Annotated in this window: 18 protein-coding genes; 14 read left to right on the top strand and 4 right to left on the bottom strand. The window is 69.8% G+C overall.

All coding sequences use genetic code 11. The features are described 5' to 3' along the window. Positions 1-175 precede the first annotated feature (175 nt). From ACLJK8_RS18885 to ACLJK8_RS18950, 14 genes are all read left to right on the top strand, one after another. On the top strand, positions 176-601 hold the full coding sequence (locus ACLJK8_RS18885; RefSeq protein WP_413151898.1) for a GlcG/HbpS family heme-binding protein: 426 nt from the start codon (positions 176-178) through the stop codon (positions 599-601). A gap of 100 nt (positions 602-701) precedes the next feature. Further along, positions 702-1376 carry a GntR family transcriptional regulator gene (locus ACLJK8_RS18890; RefSeq protein ID WP_413151899.1) on the top strand — a complete coding sequence of 225 codons (675 nt, stop codon included), beginning with the start codon at positions 702-704 and terminating at the stop codon, positions 1374-1376. Positions 1377-1581: 205 nt separating this feature from the next. Next, positions 1582-2316, top strand: coding sequence for a GntR family transcriptional regulator (locus ACLJK8_RS18895; protein ID WP_413151900.1), 735 nt, complete (start codon positions 1582-1584; stop codon positions 2314-2316). Between the two features lie 257 nt (positions 2317-2573). Continuing rightward, the gene (locus ACLJK8_RS18900) at positions 2574-5570 is read left to right on the top strand and encodes an FAD-binding and (Fe-S)-binding domain-containing protein (protein WP_413151901.1); all 2997 of its coding nucleotides are present in this window, start codon (positions 2574-2576) and stop codon (positions 5568-5570) included. Between the two features lie 138 nt (positions 5571-5708). Then, on the top strand, positions 5709-7916 hold the full coding sequence (locus tag ACLJK8_RS18905; RefSeq protein WP_413151902.1) for a malate synthase G: 2208 nt from the start codon (positions 5709-5711) through the stop codon (positions 7914-7916). A 489-nt stretch (positions 7917-8405) separates the two neighbouring features. Beyond that, the gene (locus ACLJK8_RS18910; protein ID WP_413151903.1) at positions 8406-9482 is read left to right on the top strand and encodes a Gfo/Idh/MocA family protein; all 1077 of its coding nucleotides are present in this window, start codon (positions 8406-8408) and stop codon (positions 9480-9482) included. Next, on the top strand, positions 9482-10342 hold the full coding sequence (locus ACLJK8_RS18915; protein ID WP_413151904.1) for a sugar phosphate isomerase/epimerase family protein: 861 nt from the start codon (positions 9482-9484) through the stop codon (positions 10340-10342). The genes ACLJK8_RS18910 and ACLJK8_RS18915 overlap by 1 nt, the downstream gene beginning before the upstream one ends. Beyond that, on the top strand, positions 10342-11151 hold the full coding sequence (locus tag ACLJK8_RS18920; protein ID WP_413151905.1) for an alpha/beta fold hydrolase: 810 nt from the start codon (positions 10342-10344) through the stop codon (positions 11149-11151). The genes ACLJK8_RS18915 and ACLJK8_RS18920 overlap by 1 nt, the downstream gene beginning before the upstream one ends. Further along, positions 11148-11855, top strand: a complete 708-nt coding sequence (locus tag ACLJK8_RS18925; RefSeq protein ID WP_413151907.1) for a ribulose-phosphate 3-epimerase — start codon at positions 11148-11150, stop codon at positions 11853-11855. Before ACLJK8_RS18920 ends, ACLJK8_RS18925 begins: the two co-directional genes overlap by 4 nt. Further along, positions 11848-12798, top strand: coding sequence for an ROK family protein (locus ACLJK8_RS18930; protein ID WP_413151908.1), 951 nt, complete (start codon positions 11848-11850; stop codon positions 12796-12798). The genes ACLJK8_RS18925 and ACLJK8_RS18930 overlap by 8 nt, the downstream gene beginning before the upstream one ends. 213 nt (positions 12799-13011) lie before the next feature. Further along, positions 13012-14205, top strand: coding sequence for an ROK family transcriptional regulator (locus ACLJK8_RS18935; RefSeq protein ID WP_413151909.1), 1194 nt, complete (start codon positions 13012-13014; stop codon positions 14203-14205). A 169-nt stretch (positions 14206-14374) separates the two neighbouring features. Beyond that, positions 14375-14617: a type II toxin-antitoxin system Phd/YefM family antitoxin gene (locus ACLJK8_RS18940; protein ID WP_413151910.1), complete on the top strand. Its 243-nt coding sequence runs from the start codon at positions 14375-14377 to the stop codon at positions 14615-14617. After that, a complete protein-coding gene (locus ACLJK8_RS18945; RefSeq protein WP_413151911.1) occupies positions 14614-14982 on the top strand; it encodes a type II toxin-antitoxin system VapC family toxin in 369 nt (122 codons plus the stop codon). Before ACLJK8_RS18940 ends, ACLJK8_RS18945 begins: the two co-directional genes overlap by 4 nt. Before the next feature lie 207 nt (positions 14983-15189). Further along, positions 15190-16665, top strand: a complete 1476-nt coding sequence (locus ACLJK8_RS18950; RefSeq protein WP_413151912.1) for an FAD-binding oxidoreductase — start codon at positions 15190-15192, stop codon at positions 16663-16665. Positions 16666-16701: 36 nt separating this feature from the next. Here the strand turns inward: ACLJK8_RS18950 and ACLJK8_RS18955 are convergent, their stop codons facing one another. From ACLJK8_RS18955 to ACLJK8_RS18970, 4 genes are all read right to left on the bottom strand, one after another. Next, a complete protein-coding gene (locus ACLJK8_RS18955) occupies positions 16702-16779 on the bottom strand; it encodes a hypothetical protein (RefSeq protein ID WP_413151916.1) in 78 nt (25 codons plus the stop codon). Then, positions 16746-17525 carry an SDR family NAD(P)-dependent oxidoreductase gene (locus tag ACLJK8_RS18960; RefSeq protein WP_413151913.1) on the bottom strand — a complete coding sequence of 260 codons (780 nt, stop codon included), beginning with the start codon at positions 17523-17525 and terminating at the stop codon, positions 16746-16748. The genes ACLJK8_RS18955 and ACLJK8_RS18960 overlap by 34 nt, the downstream gene beginning before the upstream one ends. Further along, complete coding sequence (locus ACLJK8_RS18965; protein WP_413151914.1) at positions 17522-17758, bottom strand: hypothetical protein; 237 nt, start codon at positions 17756-17758, stop codon at positions 17522-17524. The genes ACLJK8_RS18960 and ACLJK8_RS18965 overlap by 4 nt, the downstream gene beginning before the upstream one ends. Positions 17759-17778: 20 nt before the next feature. Next, positions 17779-18200: class II D-tagatose-bisphosphate aldolase non-catalytic subunit (locus ACLJK8_RS18970; RefSeq protein ID WP_413151915.1), on the bottom strand; the 422-nt coding region annotated here is incomplete at its 5' end.

An 18200-nucleotide genomic window follows, 5' to 3' on the forward strand; every position in this document is an offset into this window, starting at 1 on the left:
CCATCGCGTGACAAATGGACGCCGCGACGCTTCGCGGGCCCTCTTGCGGGTCCGGACCCGGCGTCGCATCGTCCGGAGACCGCCCGTGATCCCGCGCGAAGCGCTTCGCCCGGGTCATCGGGATCAAGGACCCGGGCCCGTCCCGGGTTCACACCATCGAAGGGAACCAGCCGCCATGCCGATGAGCCTCGCAATCGCCCAGTCGCTCCTCCAGGACTGTCTCTCCCGCGCCGCCGACATGGGTCTCAAGCCCCTCACGATCGCGGTTCTCGACGCGGGTGGCCATCTGGTGGCGCTGGCCCGGCAGGACGGGACGAGCAGCCTCAGGCCCGAGATCGCGCAAGGCAAGGCCAGGGGGGCCGTCGCGATGGGCCTCGGCTCGCGCGCGCTCTTCGACCGCGCGCGCGAGCAGCCGTATTTCATCCAGTCGATGAACGCGCTCGCCGGCGGATCGCTGGTCCCGGTTCCGGGCGGCGTGCTGATCCGCGAGGGCGGCGCCATCATCGGCGCGGTCGGCATCACCGGCGACAGCTCCGACAATGACGAGGCCTGCGCGGTCGCGGCCATCACCGCCGCCGGCTTCGAGGCCGATCCGGGATGAACCGCGTCGGGCCGCGCCGGCGCGTTGCATTCCCGGCGGCCGAACATAAGATAAGGTCCGCGCCACATTGCGACCGCGCCTGGAAACTGGACCTCAGCCGATGAACGACCTCTCTGACCCGACCAGGGGTCCGCGGAGAAGAAGCCTTCACGAGGAGCTCACCCAGACTCTTCGCGAACTGATCATCCATGGCGAACTGGCTCCCGGCGCGAAAGTGCCGGAGCAGGAGCTCTGCGCGACCTATTCCGTCTCGCGGACGCCGCTGCGCGAGGCCCTGAAGGTGCTCGCGAGCGAGGGGCTCGTGGTTCTGGAGCCCAACCGGGGCGCGCGGGTCAGTCGCATCACCCAGCAGGATCTCGACGAGGTCTTTCCGGTGATGGGCGCGCTCGAGGCGCTCGCCGGGGAACTCGCGTGCCGCAACATCACCGATGCCGAGATCGGCGAGATCCGGGCGCTGCACGACGAGTTGCTCGTCCAGTATCGCGCCGGGGCGCTCCAGCGGTATTTCGCGGTCAACGAGGAGATTCACGAGGCGATCCTCGGCGCCGCGCGGAACCAGGTCCTGACGACGCATTACCGCTCGCTCGCCGCCCGGGTGCGGCGCGCGCGCTATCTGGCGAACATGACCCCGGACCGCTGGGCGCAGGCGGTCGCCGAGCATGAGGAGATCATGAACTGCCTCGCGGCGCGGGACGGCGCGGGCCTGTCGCGCATCCTGCGCGGGCATCTGGAGAACAAGCTCGCCGCGCTGCGCGGTCAGCCGCGGCGGTCGTGACCGGCGGCGAAGGGCCCGCGGCGTGCGTCTCCCGGCGAAGGTCGGCTGGCGAAAATCTCCTGGCCCCGGCCTGCGGCGCGGACAGTCTCCGCGACAAATGAATGCAATCAGTGCCAGCCCGCGTTGCACGATGCACCGGGTCTGCTATCATTCCCCGGTCGCGGTCGACGCTGTATGGACGGCATGATGGGCGGGGATGATGGACATGGACGATCTCGAAATGGACGATCTCGAATCCGATCCCGCGCGAACGGCGCACACGCATCCGGAGCATACGCGGCCCGAGCACACGCGGGCGACCCTGCACGGCGAGGTGCTGTCGCTGCTGCGCGATTACGTCGTCGAAGGTGTGCTCGCCGATGGCGCGCGGATTCCCGAACGGGAACTTTGCGAGCGGTTCGGGATCTCGCGGACCCCGCTCCGCGAGGCGCTGAAGGTTCTCGCCGCCGAAGGCCTCGTCGAACTGCTGCCCAATCGCGGCGCCCGCGTCCGATCGCTGGCGCCCGAGGAGATCGGGGAGCTCTTCGACCTCATGGCGGGGCTCGAAGCGCTCGCCGGAAGGCTGGCCTGCGAGCGGATGTCCGACAGGGAGTTCCGCGAGATCGAGGCGCTGCATCAGGAGATGTACACCTTCTATCTCCGCGGCGACCGGCACGGCTATTTCACGCGCAACCAGGCGATTCACGCGGCGATCTTCGCGGCGGCGGCGAACGGGGCCCTGTCGGCCTCGGCGCTTTCGCTGCAGGCGCGCCTGCGCCGCGTCCGCTTCGCCGCGAACCTCGATCCGGGGGGCGAACGCTGGAGCGAGGCGGTGCGGGAACACGAGCAGATCCTCGATGCCCTGCGCCGCCGGGCCGGCCGCGACCTCGCCGAGATCCTGTTCGACCATCTCAGGAGCACGAAAATGGCCGTTCTGCGCGAGCTCACCGGACAGGATTGAATGCATTCTGATTTGCCTCACAGCGAGTGCGTTTCAAGATTGCATTCATAATGCAATCGCGCTAGTCTGGTGTGGCGCCAGCGGCCGGAGAGTCGATCGGCGCGAGAGGGGGGAGTTCGAGGGCGAAACCGGGGCGCGCACGCATGCCAGTGCTCCCCGGCCAGGTCCCGGTCCGGCTCCGCTGTCCGACAACCCAGAGCCACGGCCGGGGCGCGCGTCTCGCGCCTGTCCGGCAAGAGCAAGAAGGCGCCCGACCGATGAGCACCCCCGCCCCCAATACGCACGCCCCCAGCACGCACGCCCCGAACACCCAGGCCGCGAACACCCTCCCGCCCGCCGCGCGCGCCGTGGCCCGGAACCAGTCGCTGGAGGCGGCCCTGCGCCGGGAGCTGGAAGGCGAGGTCCGTTTCGACGCCTTCACCCGCGGGCGCTACGCCACCGACGCCTCGATCTACCAGATCATGCCGCGCGGCGTCGCCTTCCCGAAGAACGAGGCGGATATCGCCGCGGCGCTGACGATCGCCGCCGAGCATGGGACCCCGGTGATCGCCCGGGGCGGCGGCACCTCGCAGAACGGCCAGCCGATCGGCGACGGGCTGATCCTCGACATGTCCCGCCATTTCAACGGTATCACCGACTACGATCCCGCCGCGCGCACCGTCCGGGTGCGTCCGGGGACCGTCCTGAACACGCTCAACGATAGAGTACGCAAGGACGGGCTGTTCTTCCCGGTCGAGCCCTCGACCGCGTCGCGCTGCACGCTGGGCGGCATGTGCGGCAACAATTCCTCGGGCGCGCGGTCGCTGCGCTACGGCAAGACCGTCGAGAACGTCCTCGCCATCGACGGCATGCTGCACGACGGCGAGGCCTTCTCGCTGAGCGACCGGCCGCTCGGCAACAGTCTCTCGCCGCGCACGCGCGCGATCATGGAGCGGCTGACCGATCTCGCCCGCCTGCGCCGGAGCGACATCGAGACGATCTTCCCCAAGGTCCAGCGCCGGGTCGGCGGCTACAATCTCGACGAGCTGCTGCCCGAGGCGCCGAACTATTCGCATCTGCTCGTCGGCTCCGAGGGCACGCTGGCGCTGACCACCGGCGTGACGCTCAGGCTCTCGACGCTGCCGAAACATCGGGTGATGGGCGTCTGCCACTTCCCGACCTTCCGCGACGCGATGGCGACGACGCAGTATCTCGTCGCGCTCGATCCGGTCGCGGTCGAGCTTGTCGACAACAACGTCCTGGTGCTCGGCGCCGATATCCCGCTCTTCGTCAGGACGCTGGGCGACATCACCAGGGGAAAGCCGAACTGCCTGCTGCTTGTCGAATTCGCCGGCGACGATCCCGAGGCGCTGAGAGCCGACCTGAAGCGGCTCGACCAGTGCATGGCCGATCACGGCTTTCCCGACGCCGTGGTCGAGGTGGTCGAGCCCGCGCGGCAGAAGCCGGTCTGGGAGGTGCGCGAGGCCTGTCTCAACATCATGATGTCGATGAAGGGCGACGGCAAGCCGGTGTCCTTCATCGAGGATTGCGCCGTGCCGCTCGAACATCTGGCCGATTACACCGACGCGGTGACGGAGGTCTTCGCGAAACATGGCACGCGGGGTACCTGGTACGCCCATGCCTCGGTCGGCTGCCTGCATGTCCGGCCGATCCTCAACATGAAGGAGGAGGACGGCGCGCGGAAGATGCGCGCCATCGCCGAGGAGACGGCGGAACTGGTGAAGCGCTACAAGGGCTCGTTCTCGGGCGAGCATGGCGACGGCATCTCGCGCTCGGAATATATCGAGCCGCTGTTCGGCGCCACGCTGACGCGCGCCTTCGAGGAGGTGAAGGACGCCTTCGACCCGGAGAACCGCCTCAACCCGAACAAGATCGTCCGGCCGCTCCGGATGGATGACCGCGGCCTGATGCGGTTCAGGCCGGGCTATGCCGCCAGTGAGCCCGCGAAGACCGCGCTCGACTGGTCGGAATGGGGCGGGTTCGGCGGCGCGGTCGAGATGTGCAACAACAACGGCACCTGCCGCAAGCTCGCCGGCGGCACGATGTGCCCGTCCTACCGCGCCACGCGCGACGAGCAGCATCTGACGCGCGGCCGCGCCAACACGCTCAGGCTCGCGATCTCGGGCCAGCTCGGGCCGGATGCCTTCACCTCGCCGGAGATGAAGGCGACGATGGATCTCTGCGTCTCCTGCAAGGGCTGCAAGCGCGACTGTCCGACCGGAGTCGACATGGCGCGGATGAAGATCGAGTTCCTGCACCACTATTTCGGCCGGCACGGCCTGCCGCTCCGCGAGCGGCTGATCGCGCATCTGCCGAGATACGCGCCCTGGGCGAGCCGGCTCGCGCCGCTCCTGAACCTGCGCGACCGGATCGGCGCGATCGCGAAGCTCTCCGAGCGGCTGCTCGGTTTCTCCGCCGAGCGCACGCTGCCGAAATGGCGCAAGCCGTGGAAGGAGACCCGGACCGTCGCTCGTCCCGAGGATGTGGTCGGCGACGGGCGTGATCTCGTGCTCTTCGGCGACACGTTCAACCGCTATTTCGAACGGGAGAATCTCGAAGCCGCCGAGCGTGTGCTCCTCGCCGCCGGCTACCGGCTGCACCGGGTCCAGCCGGCGGACGGCGGCCGGCCGATGTGCTGCGGACGGACCTATCTCGCCTCGGGCCAGACCGAGGCGGCGCGTGCGGAGGCGAAACGTTCGCTCGACGCGCTGCGGCCCTTCGTGGAGCGCGGCGCCCGCGTCGTCGGGCTGGAGCCCTCCTGCGTCATGAGCTTCCGCGACGAGATGACGGTGCTGCTCCCCGCCGAGGAGACCGGGTTCATCGCCGGCAAGGCGCTGCTTTTCGAGGAAGTTCTGGCCGCCGATCTGAAGGAGGGCGGGGTGACGCTGCCGCTCGCCGATCAGGGCGGCCGGGTCGCGCATCTGCACGGGCACTGCCACCAGAAGGCCTTCGCCGCGATGGGGCCGGTGGAAGCCGTGCTGCGCTCCGTTCCCGGACTCGAGCTGAAGGTGATCGAGAGCTCCTGCTGCGGCATGTCCGGCGCCTTCGGCTATGCCGCTGAGAACATCGACGTGTCGCGCAGGATGGCGGAACTGTCGCTGCTCCCCGCCGTGCGCGCCGCCGGCGACGCCGATCTCATCGTCGCCGACGGCACCAGTTGCCGCCACCAGATCCACGATGGCGCCGGTCGCGAGGCGATCCATGTCGCGCGCGTTCTCGACGAGGCGCTGCGCGTCCCGGCCGAGGCGATCTGATCCCTCGCGGGTCCGCCGACCGCCCCGGCGCGGCCTCCGGTACCACCCCGGTAACGGCGCCCTTGGCATGGCGATCGGATGCGACCAGTATCGCGCGCGAGGCCCGCGGCATCTTCCCGCGCGCGAAGAGGAGAAACCATGACCGACCTGGCCCCGCAGCCCGCGGTTTCACAAGCCCCGGCTCCAGATACATCGTCCACCGCCCGTGTCGACCGCGCGGGCCTTCAGGTCGCGCCGGAGCTGGCGGCCTTCGTGGAGGAGGAGGCGCTTCCGGGCACCGGAGTCGCGCCGGAAACGTTCTGGGCCGGATTCGCGGCGCTGATCGGCGAGCTCGGCCCGCGCAACGCGGCGCTGCTCGAGCGGCGCGCGGAGCTGCAGGCGAAGATCGACGCCTGGCATGTCGAGCATCAGGGCAAGGCCCATGACCGCAAGGCCTACAAGAGCTTCCTCGAGGAGATCGGCTATCTGCTGCCCGAGGGCGGCGATTTCACCATCGAGACCGAGGGCGTGGACCCCGAGATCGCGAGCGTCCCCGGACCGCAGCTGGTGGTGCCGATCACAAACGCCCGATTCGCGCTCAACGCGGCCAATGCGCGCTGGGGCAGCCTCTACGACTGTTTCTACGGAACCGACACCATGGGCGGCCCGCCGCCGAAGGGCGGCTACGATCGCGGCCGGGGTGCGCGCGTCGTGGCGCGGGCGCGGGTGTTTCTCGACGAGGCCTTCCCGCTCGCCGGCACCAGCCACGCCGATGCGCGGCGCTATCACGTGCAGGGCGGCGCGCTGCTGGTCGATGACCTGCCGCTCCTGCAACCGGAAAAGTTCGTCGGCCACCGCGGCGATCCGCGCGCGCCCTCCGCGGTCCTGCTCCGCAACAACGGGCTCAATGTCGAACTGGTCTTCGACCGCGCCCATGTGATCGGCAGCCGCGATCAGGCCGGCCTCGCCGACGTGCGGCTCGAAAGCGCGGTCTCGGCGATCATGGATTGCGAGGATTCGGTCGCCTGCGTCGATGCCGAGGACAAGGTCGTCGCCTATCGCGACTGGCTCGGGCTGATGAAGGGCGATCTCGCGGATACGTTCGAGAAGGACGGCCGGTCGATGACCCGGACCCTCAACCCGGATCTGGAGTTCACGGCCCCCGATGGGCGGGAGATCGCGGTGAAGGGCCGCGCGCTCATGCTGGTCCGCAATGTCGGGCATCTGATGACCAATCCGGCCGTGCTCGACAAGGAGGGCGCCGAGGTCTTCGAAGGGTTGATGGACGCGCTCGTCACGACCCTGATCGCGATGCACGACCTGAGGAAGACCGAGGGGCCGCGCAACTCGGTCACCGGATCGGTCTATGTGGTGAAGCCGAAGATGCACGGGCCGGAGGAAGTCGCCTTCGCGGACGAGACTTTCACCCGCGTCGAGGAGATCCTGGGGCTGCCGCGCCATACCGTGAAACTCGGCGTCATGGACGAGGAACGCCGCACCAGCGTCAATCTGAAGGAATGCATCCGGGCGGCGAAGCACCGGATCGTGTTCATCAACACCGGCTTCCTCGACCGGACCGGCGACGAGATCCACACCTCGATGGAGATCGGGCCCGTGAGCCGCAAGGATTTCATCAAGCGCAAGGGCTGGATCACCGCCTACGAGAACCAGAACGTCGATATCGGGCTCGAATGCGGCTTCTCGGGCCGGGCGCAGATCGGCAAGGGCATGTGGGCGATGCCCGACCGGATGGCGGCGATGCTCGAAGCGAAGATCGAGCATCCGAAGGCGGGCGCCAACTGCGCCTGGGTGCCGAGCCCGACGGCGGCGACGCTGCATGCGATGCATTATCACAAGGTCGATGTCTTCGCGGTCCAGGCGGCGCTCGCCAAGGGGGGACGGCGCGCCTATGTGGACGCGCTCCTGGAGATACCGCTGGCGAGCTTCCGCGCCTGGACGCCCGAGCAGATCCGCCGCGAGGTCGAGAACAACGCGCAGGGCATCCTCGGCTATGTCGTCCGCTGGATCGACCAGGGGGTCGGCTGCTCCAAGGTGCCCGACATCAACGACATCGGCCTGATGGAGGACCGCGCCACCTGCCGCATCTCGGCGCAGCATATCGCGAACTGGCTCCGCCACGGGGTGGTCGGGAAAGACGAGGTGATGGCGATCATGCGGCGCATGGCCGAGGTCGTGGATCGCCAGAATTCTGGCGACGGCGGGTACAGGCCGATGGCGCCTTCCTTCGACGGCGTGGCCTTCCAGGCGGCCTGCGACCTCGTCTTCGAGGGCGCCGCCCAGCCCTCGGGCTACACCGAGCCGATCCTGCATGCCCGCCGGCGCCAGTTCAAGACCGAGGCGGCGTAGAGCCACCGAGGCGGGCGCCGCCCACCTCAGGTTGTCCCGCGACCTGCGGGCGGCGGGCGCGCGCCTCCCGTCCTTGCCCGATTCGCGCGGGCCGGGACGGCTGCGACGCCGCCCTGAAGCCGGGGGCGGGAGGAGGGACCGAGTCCTTCCTACCTTCCGGCAGCCCCGTGAATCGCCGCCTCCCCGGCACTTCAAATGGCCATCGCATTGAATCGGGCGCGGATTTTTCTCGGAGCCTTGCCCGGGGGCGCGCGCGCGGCGGAACCGGGTTCAGGCGCGCCGGCCCCGATCAGATCAGGCTTGAAGAGAATTTATTTCTTGTGTAAAGATATTAATAGAGACGAGCGGCGGACCGATGCCGCTTCGCACGGGTGAGGACGACGGCATGGACGGGCGCGATGAGTTGGCGCGTTCGACACCGTTGGTCGGACCTTCGACGTGGACGGCGGCGTCCCGAACTGAAACCTTCGCCTGAGGAGCCATGGGCTGATGACGACTTCCGAAACCGACCGCCTGCGGGTGGGCGTCCTGGGCGCGGGCCCGATCGCGCAGGCCGCGCATTTCGAGAGCGCGACCAAGGCGCGCAACGCCGAGCTTTACGCCATCTGCGATGTCGCCGAGGATCTGGCCCGGCGGATGGCCACGGCCCATGGCGCCGAAAGGGTCTATACGGCCTATGACGACATGCTCGCCGATCCCGCCGTCGACGCGGTCATCATCGCCACCTCGGACGCGTTCCACGTGCCGGCGGCGCGGCAGGCGCTCGCCGCCGGCAAGCACGTGCTCTGCGAGAAGCCCATCGGCATCTCGGTCGAGGAGGTCGAGGAACTGGCGGAGGCCGTGCGCGGCTCGGACAGGCTCCTGCAGGTCGGGCACATGAAGCGCTTCGACGAGGGCGTCATGAGCGCCAAGGCCTTCGTCGACGGCGAGATGGGCGGGATGCTCGCGCTGAAGGCCTGGTACTGCGACAGCACCTACCGCTACCAGGTCACCGACGCGGTGCAGCCCGCGATGGTGAGAAGCTCGGGCGCCAAGCGCCCCGCGACCGATCCGAAGGCCGACCTGCGCCGCTACTACATGCTCGCGCACGGCAGCCATCTGGTCGATACGGCACGCTTTCTCGCCGGGCCGATCGTCGAGGTCGATGCGCGGCTCCGCGAGAGCTTCGGCGCGCATTGCTGGTTCGTCGATGTCGCCTTCGAGAGCGGCGCGTTCGGGCATCTCGACCTCACCATTCCGGTGCGGATGGACTGGCACGAGGGGTTCCAGATCTACGGCGAGAACGGCAGCGTGCTCGGCAGGACCTACAATCCCTGGCTCTTCCGCTCCAGCGAGGTCGAGATCTTCCACCAGGCGACCGCGACCACGAGCCGTGTGCTCGGCGCCGATGGCCATTTCTACCGGCGCCAGCTCGAGGCCTTCGCCGACTCCGTGCTCGGCGGCGCGCCCCTGAGCGGCGCGACCATCGAGGACGGGGTCGCCTCGGTGCGTGCCATGGTCGCGATCGCGCAATCGGCGCGGACCGGCGCGCCCGTCCGGCTCGCCGATGTCGCGGGGCCGCTCTGATGCGGCTCGGGATCTTCGCCAAGACCTTCGCGGGCAACGCGCCGCGCCCGGTGCTCCAGGCGGTCCGGGACGCCGGCTACGCGGCCACGCAGTACAACATGGCCTGTTCGGGACTGCCGTCCCTGCCGGTGGAAATCCCGCCGGCGGTGGCCGATGACATCGCGGCGGCGTCCGGGGAAACCGGCGTGCGCGTCGCCGCGATCTCGGCGACCTACAACATGACCCATCCCGACCGGGCGCGCCGCGCCGCCGGCCGCGCGAGCTTCGCCGCCATCGCCGGGATCGCCCGGCGGGCGGGCAGCGACCTCGTGACGGTCTGCAGCGGCAGCTGCGATCCGGAGGACCAGTGGCGCCACCACCCGGACAATGACAACCCGGAGGTATGGGACGAGATGGTCGCCGAGTTCCGGGAGATCGTGCGGATCGCCGAACGCCATCGCGTGCTGATCGGCGTCGAGCCCGAGCTTGCGAATGTCGTCAGTTCCCCGGCCCGGGCGCGAAAGCTCATCGACCTGTTCCCCGGCGGTCCGATCCGCATCGTGTTCGACGCGGCGAACCTCTTCGAACAGGAGGACGCGGCCGAGGCGCATGCGATCATCGACGAGGCGGCCGAGATGCTTGGTCCCGACATCGCGCTCGCCCATGCGAAAGACCGCCACGCCAACGGCGATTTCGCCACCGCCGGGCAGGGGGTCATCGACTGGCCGCGCTACCTCGCCGCCCTGCGCCGCGCGGGTTTCGACGGGGCGCTCGTCACCCATGGGCTCGGCGCGGAGGAGGCGCCCGGGGTCGCCCGCTTCCTCGCGGGCCAGATCGAGGCGGCCCGGATCGAGGCCACGCGGATCGGGGTGGTGCGCTGATGGAACGCGAAGTCTTCCTCCGCGACGGCCTGAAACTCTCGGTGGCGCGGACCGGGGCGGGGCGGCCGCTCATCTTCCAGCACGGGCTCGGGGGCGACGCCGGGCAGCCGGCGGATGTCTTCCCCGAGGCGGCCGGCTGGCAGGCCGTGATCCTCGAATGCCGGGGGCATGGCCAGTCGGAGGCCGGCCCGGCCGGGGATTTCCGGATCGCGACCTTCGCCGACGACGTGGCGGCGCTGATCGAGGCCGAGGGCTTCGCCCCGCTGCCGCTCGCAGGCATCTCGATGGGCGCGGCCATCGCCCTCAGGATCGCCGCGACCCGGCCCGAACTCGTCTCAGCGCTCATCCTGGCGCGGCCGGCCTGGCTCGACCGGCCCGGCCCGGCGAACGTGATGCCGAACCATGTCGTGGGCGCGCTTCTCGGCGACCATCCCCCGGCCGAGGCCCGTGCCATCTTCGACGCCTCGCCGCTGGCGGCGGAACTGGCCGCCGAGGCGCCCGACAACCTCGCCTCGCTGCGGGGCTTCTTCGAGCGGAGGCCGACCGGGGTCATCGCCGAACTGCTCCGCCGCGTCGCCGCTGACGGTCCCGGCGTCGACAGGGACCAGATCGCCGCGATCCGTGTGCCGACGCTCGTGATCGGCAACCCGCGCGACGCCGTGCACCCGCTCGATCTCGCGCGCGAGACCGCCGCGGCGATCCCCGGTGCGCGGCTGGTCGAGATCACGTCGAAATCCGACGACCGGGATCGCTACCGCCAAGAGTTCCGCGCCGCACTGACCGCCTTTCTCGAGGACATCGCCCGATGAGACCCGCCAACGACTGGCTCGACCGCCTGCCCACCGACCGCCTGCTCGCGGAAATGTCGCTCTGGTCGGCCGATCTCGGCCGGATGAGCGAGGAAATCGCCCGCGTCGACGGGCTGACGGACCTCTATCATCTCGATGTCGCGGATGGCCATTTCTCGCCCGACCTGCTGCTCTTTCCCGATCTGGTACGCCTGATCCGGAGCCGCACCGCGAAGCCGCTCCACGTCCATCTGATGGTGAGCGACGACATCCTCACCGGCCAGATCCGCCAGTTCGCCGACTCGGGCGCCGATGCGATCAGCATCCACGCCGAGAACCGCCGGCTGGACGAAGGGCTCGCGCTCATCGCCGAACTGGGGCTGGTGGCGGGGATCGTGCTCCAGCTCGCGACGCCGGTCGCCGCCGTCGAAGGCCATCTCGACCGGATCGGAATCCTGACCCTGCTCGGCACCCGGATCGGGGTGAAGGGGCAGGGCCTCGACGATCAGGCGCCGGCGCGCATCGGCGAGGCGGGGGCGATGATCGCACGCGCGGGTCTCCCGCGGCGCATCCTGCTCGCCGCCGACGGCGGCAACCGCGAGCACACGGTCCCGTCGCTCCGCGGCGCCGGGGCCGAGACCGTGGTGCTCGGCTCGCTGGCCTTCGAGGCCCCCGACTTTCCCGCGCGCATGGCGTGGCTCCACGCGCTGCCCGCCGATGTCTGAGGTCCTCACGCTCGGGATGGATCTCGGCGGCACGCAGGCGCGGACCGCGCTGGTCCGGGGCGGCGAGATCGTCCGCCGCCTGGCCGAGCCGACCGACACCGAAGGCGGGCCGGACGCCATCCTCGGCCAGTTCCGGCGCATGGCCGCCGAGCTCCGCGCGGGCACGGAGCGGGCGGCGATCGTGGGGGCCGGCATCTGCACCCCCGGTCCGCTCGACACCGAGACCGGCACGACGCTGCATATCCCGACGCTGCCGGGCTGGGAGGACTTCCCGGTGCGCGAACGGATGGCCGAGGCACTGTCGCTGCCGGTCGTCGTGGAAAATGACGGGACCGCCGCGACCTTCGGCGAATGGCGCTACGGCGCGGGGCAGGGCAAGCGCCACGTCCTCTATGTCACGGTCAGTACCGGCATCGGCGGCGGCGCCGTCGTAGACGGCGTCCTGCTGCATGGCCACCGCGGCATGGCGACTCATATGGGTCATTTTCGCATGGCGCCCGACGGGCCGGTCTGCGCATGCGGGGCGACGGCCTGTTTCGAAGCCCTCGCCGCCGGCACGGCGTTCGCGAAACGCGCGCGCGCGGCCGCCACGGCCCCGGGCGGCCATCTCGGCGCGGTCGCCGCCGCGCGCCGGGTCGAGACCCGGGATGTCGTCGAGGGCGCCCAGGCGGGGGACCCGGCCTGCCTCGCGCTGATCGCGGAGGAGGCGGCCCTGCTCGGGCAGGGCTTCACCGGCCTCATGCACCTGTTCAGCCCCGAACTGCTGATCATGGGCGGCGGCGTCTCCAACGCGTTCGATCTCCTGGAAGACGGCATTCGCGCGGTCGTCCGGCGGGACGCCATGCCGCCCTTCCGGGAGGTACCGATCGTCAGGGCCCGGCTCGGAGACAACGCGGGCCTGATCGGCGCGGCGACGCTGGCGCTTGAAAAGGGCGACGGCTGATGGAACCGGGCCGAACGCCGGCGCCTTGCGCGTGGCGGCGGGAAGCGCCGCCTGTCGCGCGACGGAGCGAGGGCCGCTCGCCATCGTCATTGCGAGCGGCGGAGAAAATTTCTATCTGAAAGCAACGAACACGCCCCACGACGCGGCGATGTGGTCCGGGTCGACGCGCCTCGGGCGGAGAGCCCCGGGCAGAAAGAGGACATCCGAAGCGGTATGGCAGACCAGAGGCTTGCCCGTCACATCAACGAGCGCGACCTCCTGACCTTGCTGCGCCGGCAGGGGCCCCTGAGCAGAGCCGAGATTTCCCGCCGTCTCGGCCTCACGCCCGCGACGATCACCCGGCTGGTCTCCGATCTCGCGCAGCGCGGATTGCTGACGGAGATCGCGTCGAAAGGCCCGGCCGGCGCGCGCGAGCCGGGTCGGCCGGGCACGAGCGTCGGGTTGAACGAGGACGGCGCGTTCTTCCTCGGCGTGGAGATCGGCGTGGGGATCATCCGCCATGCCGTGCTGAACCTCGCCGCGGGTCTGGTCGACTCGTCCGAGGTCGAGATCTCGCGTCATGACCCGCCGGATCAGGTCGTGAGGACGATCTCGAGGGAGATCGTCAAGCTGGGGCGGAGAAAGCGCTACTCCGGGAAGATCATGGGTCTCGGGCTGACCGTTCCGGGGCTGGTCCGGACGGACGGATATGTCGTTCATCTGCCGATTCTGGGCTGGAAGGATACCAATCTTCTCGGCCTGATCGCCGGCGTCACCGATCTGCCCTGCGCGGTCGAGAACAATGCGAACGCCGCCGCCTTCGGGGCGATGTATTGCGATGCGTCGCTGGGGAGCGACAGTGCCATCTTCCTCAAGCTCGGCACCGGATGCGGCGGCGCCGTGGTGCTGAACGGGAGGCTGCTTCGCGGCGCCTCGGGCGTCGCGGGCGAACTCGGCCATGTGCGCGTGAGCGAAACCGGCGTTCCCTGCAGCTGCGGCCAGGTCGGTTGCCTGGAAAGCTGGGTCAATCTCGCGGCCGTCGCACGCTGCTATCTCGGCACGGACCGGATCTCGGATGCCGAGCGCGCCAGACTGCCCGAGGAAGTCGCGCGCGCGGCGATCGCGGAGGAGCCCGCCGCCCTCGCCGCGCTGAACAGCCTTTCGCGCCACCTGGGGCTCGGGATCATCTCCCTGGTCAACGTGTTCAACCCGGCCAGTGTCGTGCTGGGAGGCGTCATGCGCCCCCTGATCGCGCAATGCCTCGACACGCTCCGGCCGATGGTCGCCGAGGGGATCGTCCCGGGCATCCCGGTCCCGGAGTTGCGGCTGTCCGCCCTCGGCGTCTACGAAAGCGCCATCGGCGCGGCCTCGCTCGCGCATCATCGCACCTTCGATGTCGTCGACGCCGACTATTCGCTGAATACATGACGGCTCCCGTCGCGGGCTGGCTACCGCGCGAACGCGCCTTGGCATGATCGGCAGGGCGCTCGTCCGACCGCGCTCCATCCCTGCCATGAGCGGCGGGCCGTCCCGCCTTCGCTCTTGCGTTCCGCGAGATCATGACCTAGATTCAGGTCATGATCCGGAGGCACCCCCGATGCGTATCGCCATAGCCGAGGCCAAGGCCCAGTTCGCCGAACTCATCCGCCGCGCGGAAGCGGGCGAGGCGATCGAGCTTACGCGCTACGGGCATCCGGTGGCGCGGATCGTCGCCGCCGAGCGTCCGGTCCGCCGCGCGCTGATCGGCGCGATGGCAGGGGCGTTCACCCTGCCCGAGGACATGTTCGCCGCCGATGCCGAGGTCGCGGAGATGTTCCGCGAGAGTATCGGGACCAGGTGAAGCTTCTGCTCGACACCCATGTGCTGCTCTGGGCGCTGCTCGACGATCCGCGGCTCTCGGAGGCGCAGGCGCGCGCGATCGGGGAGGGGGATCTCTACCTCTCGGCCGCGAGCGTCTGGGAGATCGGGATCAAGCGGGCGATCGGCAAGCTGGACCTGCCGGACGGCATCTTCGACGTGGCCCGCGACGCCGGATGCCGTCCGCTGCCGATCACCTGGCGCCACGCGGAGACCGCCGCCGCGCTGCCGCCGCGTCATTCCGACCCGTTCGACCGGATGCTGATCGCACAGGCGATCTGCGAAGGGCTGACACTCCTGAGTTCGGACGCGAAGTTCCGCGACTACGAGGTCGATCTGATCGGCTGAGACGGTGCCGCATGGCCCCTGAGCGCCGTGTCGCGATCCGGGGCGGCAGGCGGGGGGACCGCGGTTCGCCGACAGCGCCACCTTCGCCCGCCATGAGTAACGACCCCGATCGCGAGTGGGCTTTTGCCCCGTATTGTGGAATTGGAGGAGCGGCGAGGGCTGGGAATCGGCGATGCCGGGCCTCGGCCGCTTTCGCGAGATCAACCGGTGCCGATGCGCCTCGGAACGATCTCGATCGGGGAGGAACCTGCCTTGCAGACCGGTGGCGCGCCAATCTTCGACCGCGAGGAGGTCTCACGCCGCGTGGCGGAGGCCCTGCCGCGCTTCCGCGCGGCGCTGGGGCGCGAGGAGGCGGTGACGACCGCGGCCGCGGTCCGCGAGCATCACGCCCGGGGCGAGGGGATCCCCGACCGGGCGCTGCCCGACGCGGTGCTGTTTCCGCGCGCCAACGCGGAGGTCGCCGCCGTCGCCGCGATCTGTCACGAGGCCGGCATTCCGATCATCGCCTTCGGCGCCGGCACCTCGCTCGAAGGCCATGTCGCGGCGATCCATGGCGGGATCTCGCTCGATCTTTCGGGGCTGAACCGGATTCTCGACGTCTCCGAGGCGAGCCTCGACTGCCGGGTCGAGGCCGGTGTCACGCGCGAGGATCTCAACACGCACCTGCGCGCCTCGGGCCTGTTCTTTCCGATCGATCCCGGCGCGAACGCGTCGCTCGGCGGCATGGCGGCGACCCGCGCCTCTGGGACCGCGGCCGTGCGCTACGGCACGATGCGCGAGAGCGTCATGGGGCTCACCGTCGTCACCGCCGACGGACGCATCGTGCGTACCGGAAGCCGGGCGCGGAAGAGCGCGACCGGCTACGACCTGACGCGGCTCTTCGTCGGGAGCGAGGGTACGCTCGGCGTCATCACCGAACTCCAGCTCCGCCTTCAGGGCCGCCCCGAGGCCGAGCGCGCGGCGGTCTGCCAGTTCCCGCGCGTCGAGGACGCGCTTGGCCTCACGGTCGCCATTCTGCAGATGGGGCTTCCGATCGCGCGGATCGAGCTTCTGAACGCGATGCAGATGCGCATGTCGATCCGCCACAGCGACCTCGGGGAACTGGCCGAGACGCCGACGCTCTTCATGGAGTTCCAGGGCCCGCCCGGGGCGGTGGCGGAGCAGATCGAGATCGTGGCGGGGCTCTGCGCCGAGCATTCCGGCGGCGAGATGCGTTGGGCCGAGACCCGGGAGGACCGCGCGCGGCTCTGGAAGGCGCGCCACACCGCCTATTATGCCAGCCTGCATTACCTGCCGAACCGCAACGTCATGAGCACCGACGCCTGCGTGCCGATCTCGGAGCTCGCCGCCTGCATCCTCGAGACCGAGGCCGATGTCACGGAGACCGGGTTGATCGCGGCGCTGACGGGGCATGTCGGCGACGGGAATTTCCACCTCGCGATCCTGTTCGATCCGGATTCGGCGGAGGAACGGAGCCGGGCCGAGGCGCTGGCGCTTCGCACCGGCGAACGCGCGCTCCGCCTCGGCGGCACCTGTTCGGGCGAGCATGGCGTGGGGCTGCACAAGCTCGACCTCGCGGCGCGCGAGAACGGCGAGGCGCTCGATCTCATGTGGTCGATCAAGCGCGCGCTCGACCCGCGCGGGATCATGAATCCGGGCAAGCTCCTGAAGCCGCGATCCTGAGGCTGGGGCGGTTGGCGGTGGGTGCGCGCACCCACCCTACCGGATCGTGTAGCCGCCATCGACGACGAGGTTCTCGCCGTTCACGATGGCCGCGAGGTCGGAGCAGAGATACATCGCGGCGGCGGCGATCTCGGTGGGGCGGGCGAAGCGGCCGACCGGGATTTCCGCCTTCGCGCGCTCGCCCTTCTCGCCGGACCAGCCGACGAGGGCCATCGGCGTCTCGACAACCGTCGGCGAGATCNGCCGACCGGGATTTCCGCCTTCGCGCGCTCGCCCTTCTCGCCGGACCAGCCGACGAGGGCCATCGGCGTCTCGACAACCGTCGGCGAGATCGCATTCGTCGTGATCCCGTGGCGCGCCCATTCGAGCGCCAGCACCCGGGTCAGATTGATGACGCCCGCCTTGCTCGACCCATAGGCCGCGTGCTCGTCGATCGCGACGATCCCGGCCTGCGAGGCGAGGTTGACGATCCGCCCGCGTCCCGACCGCCTGAGCCAGGGAAAGGCCGCGCGGGCCATCAGCCAGGGCGCGCGCAGGTTGATCGCATGGGTCAGGTCCCACTCCTCGATCGACTGCTCCTCCGCCTTGCCGACCATGCCGAGGCCCGCGTTGTTGACGAGGATGTCGATCCCCATCGCCTCGCCGATCTCGGAGACCGTCGCCGCGATCGCATCGGCGTCGGTGAGATCGAGCCGCCAGGCCCGGTGCTCGCCCGGCAGTTTCGCCGCGATCTCCGAGCAGTCGGCGATATCGACGAGCGCGAGCCGGGCACCGGCGGCGGCGAAGGCCTCGGCCATCGCCGTGCCGATGCCGCCGGCGGCGCCGGTCAGCAGGACGGTCGTGTCGGTGAGCGTGGTCATTTCCGTCCCTCAGATGTCGAAGTTGGTCGGGAGCACGACGATATCGCGGATGGTGACGTTGCGCGGCCGCGCCGGCTGAAGAGGCCCGCTCTCGTCACGGCTTCGCCGGCGCCCTCGGCCGGCATCGGATTCATCGTTGCGAGCCTGTCGTCGTCGAAGTCGTGGAAATCGCCATTGTCGGCGTTGTCGGCGTAAATGTCGAGCGCGCCGAGACGGAACTGTTCCAGTGCCATGTGCTCTCCGTCCATCCGGCTCAGAGCGCGCAGGCGGCGTGATAGGCCCGCAGACTCTCGCCGACGCGCCAGATCAGCAGTGCCTCGGGATCGAGGGGCCTGTCGGCGAAGGCCGTGGCGGCGGGCAGGTGCTGCCACATGAGGGGCAGGGGCACGGTCTGGCCCTTGAGCGCCTCCATCAGCCTCGCGACCGCGGCTTCGGCGGCCTCGGATGCCCAGTAGTAGCGGATCCGGTCCGAGAGCGAGTAATGGCGCAGCACCGCCTCGGTCGCCGCGTCGCCGGAATAGTGCCGGTTCCAGTTGCCGGGCGCTTCGAGCATCACCTGCTCCATCGCGGCCCTGAGCGGGCGCTCGCCATAGCCGGGGACGAGATCGGAGGCGATGAGATCGAGCGCGTAGAGCGCCTCGCGCAGCACGAAGGTCAGTTCCGGGCCGACCTTGA

It is taken from the genome of Amaricoccus sp. W119 (assembly GCF_047275745.1).
Taxonomy (GTDB): domain Bacteria; phylum Pseudomonadota; class Alphaproteobacteria; order Rhodobacterales; family Rhodobacteraceae; genus Amaricoccus.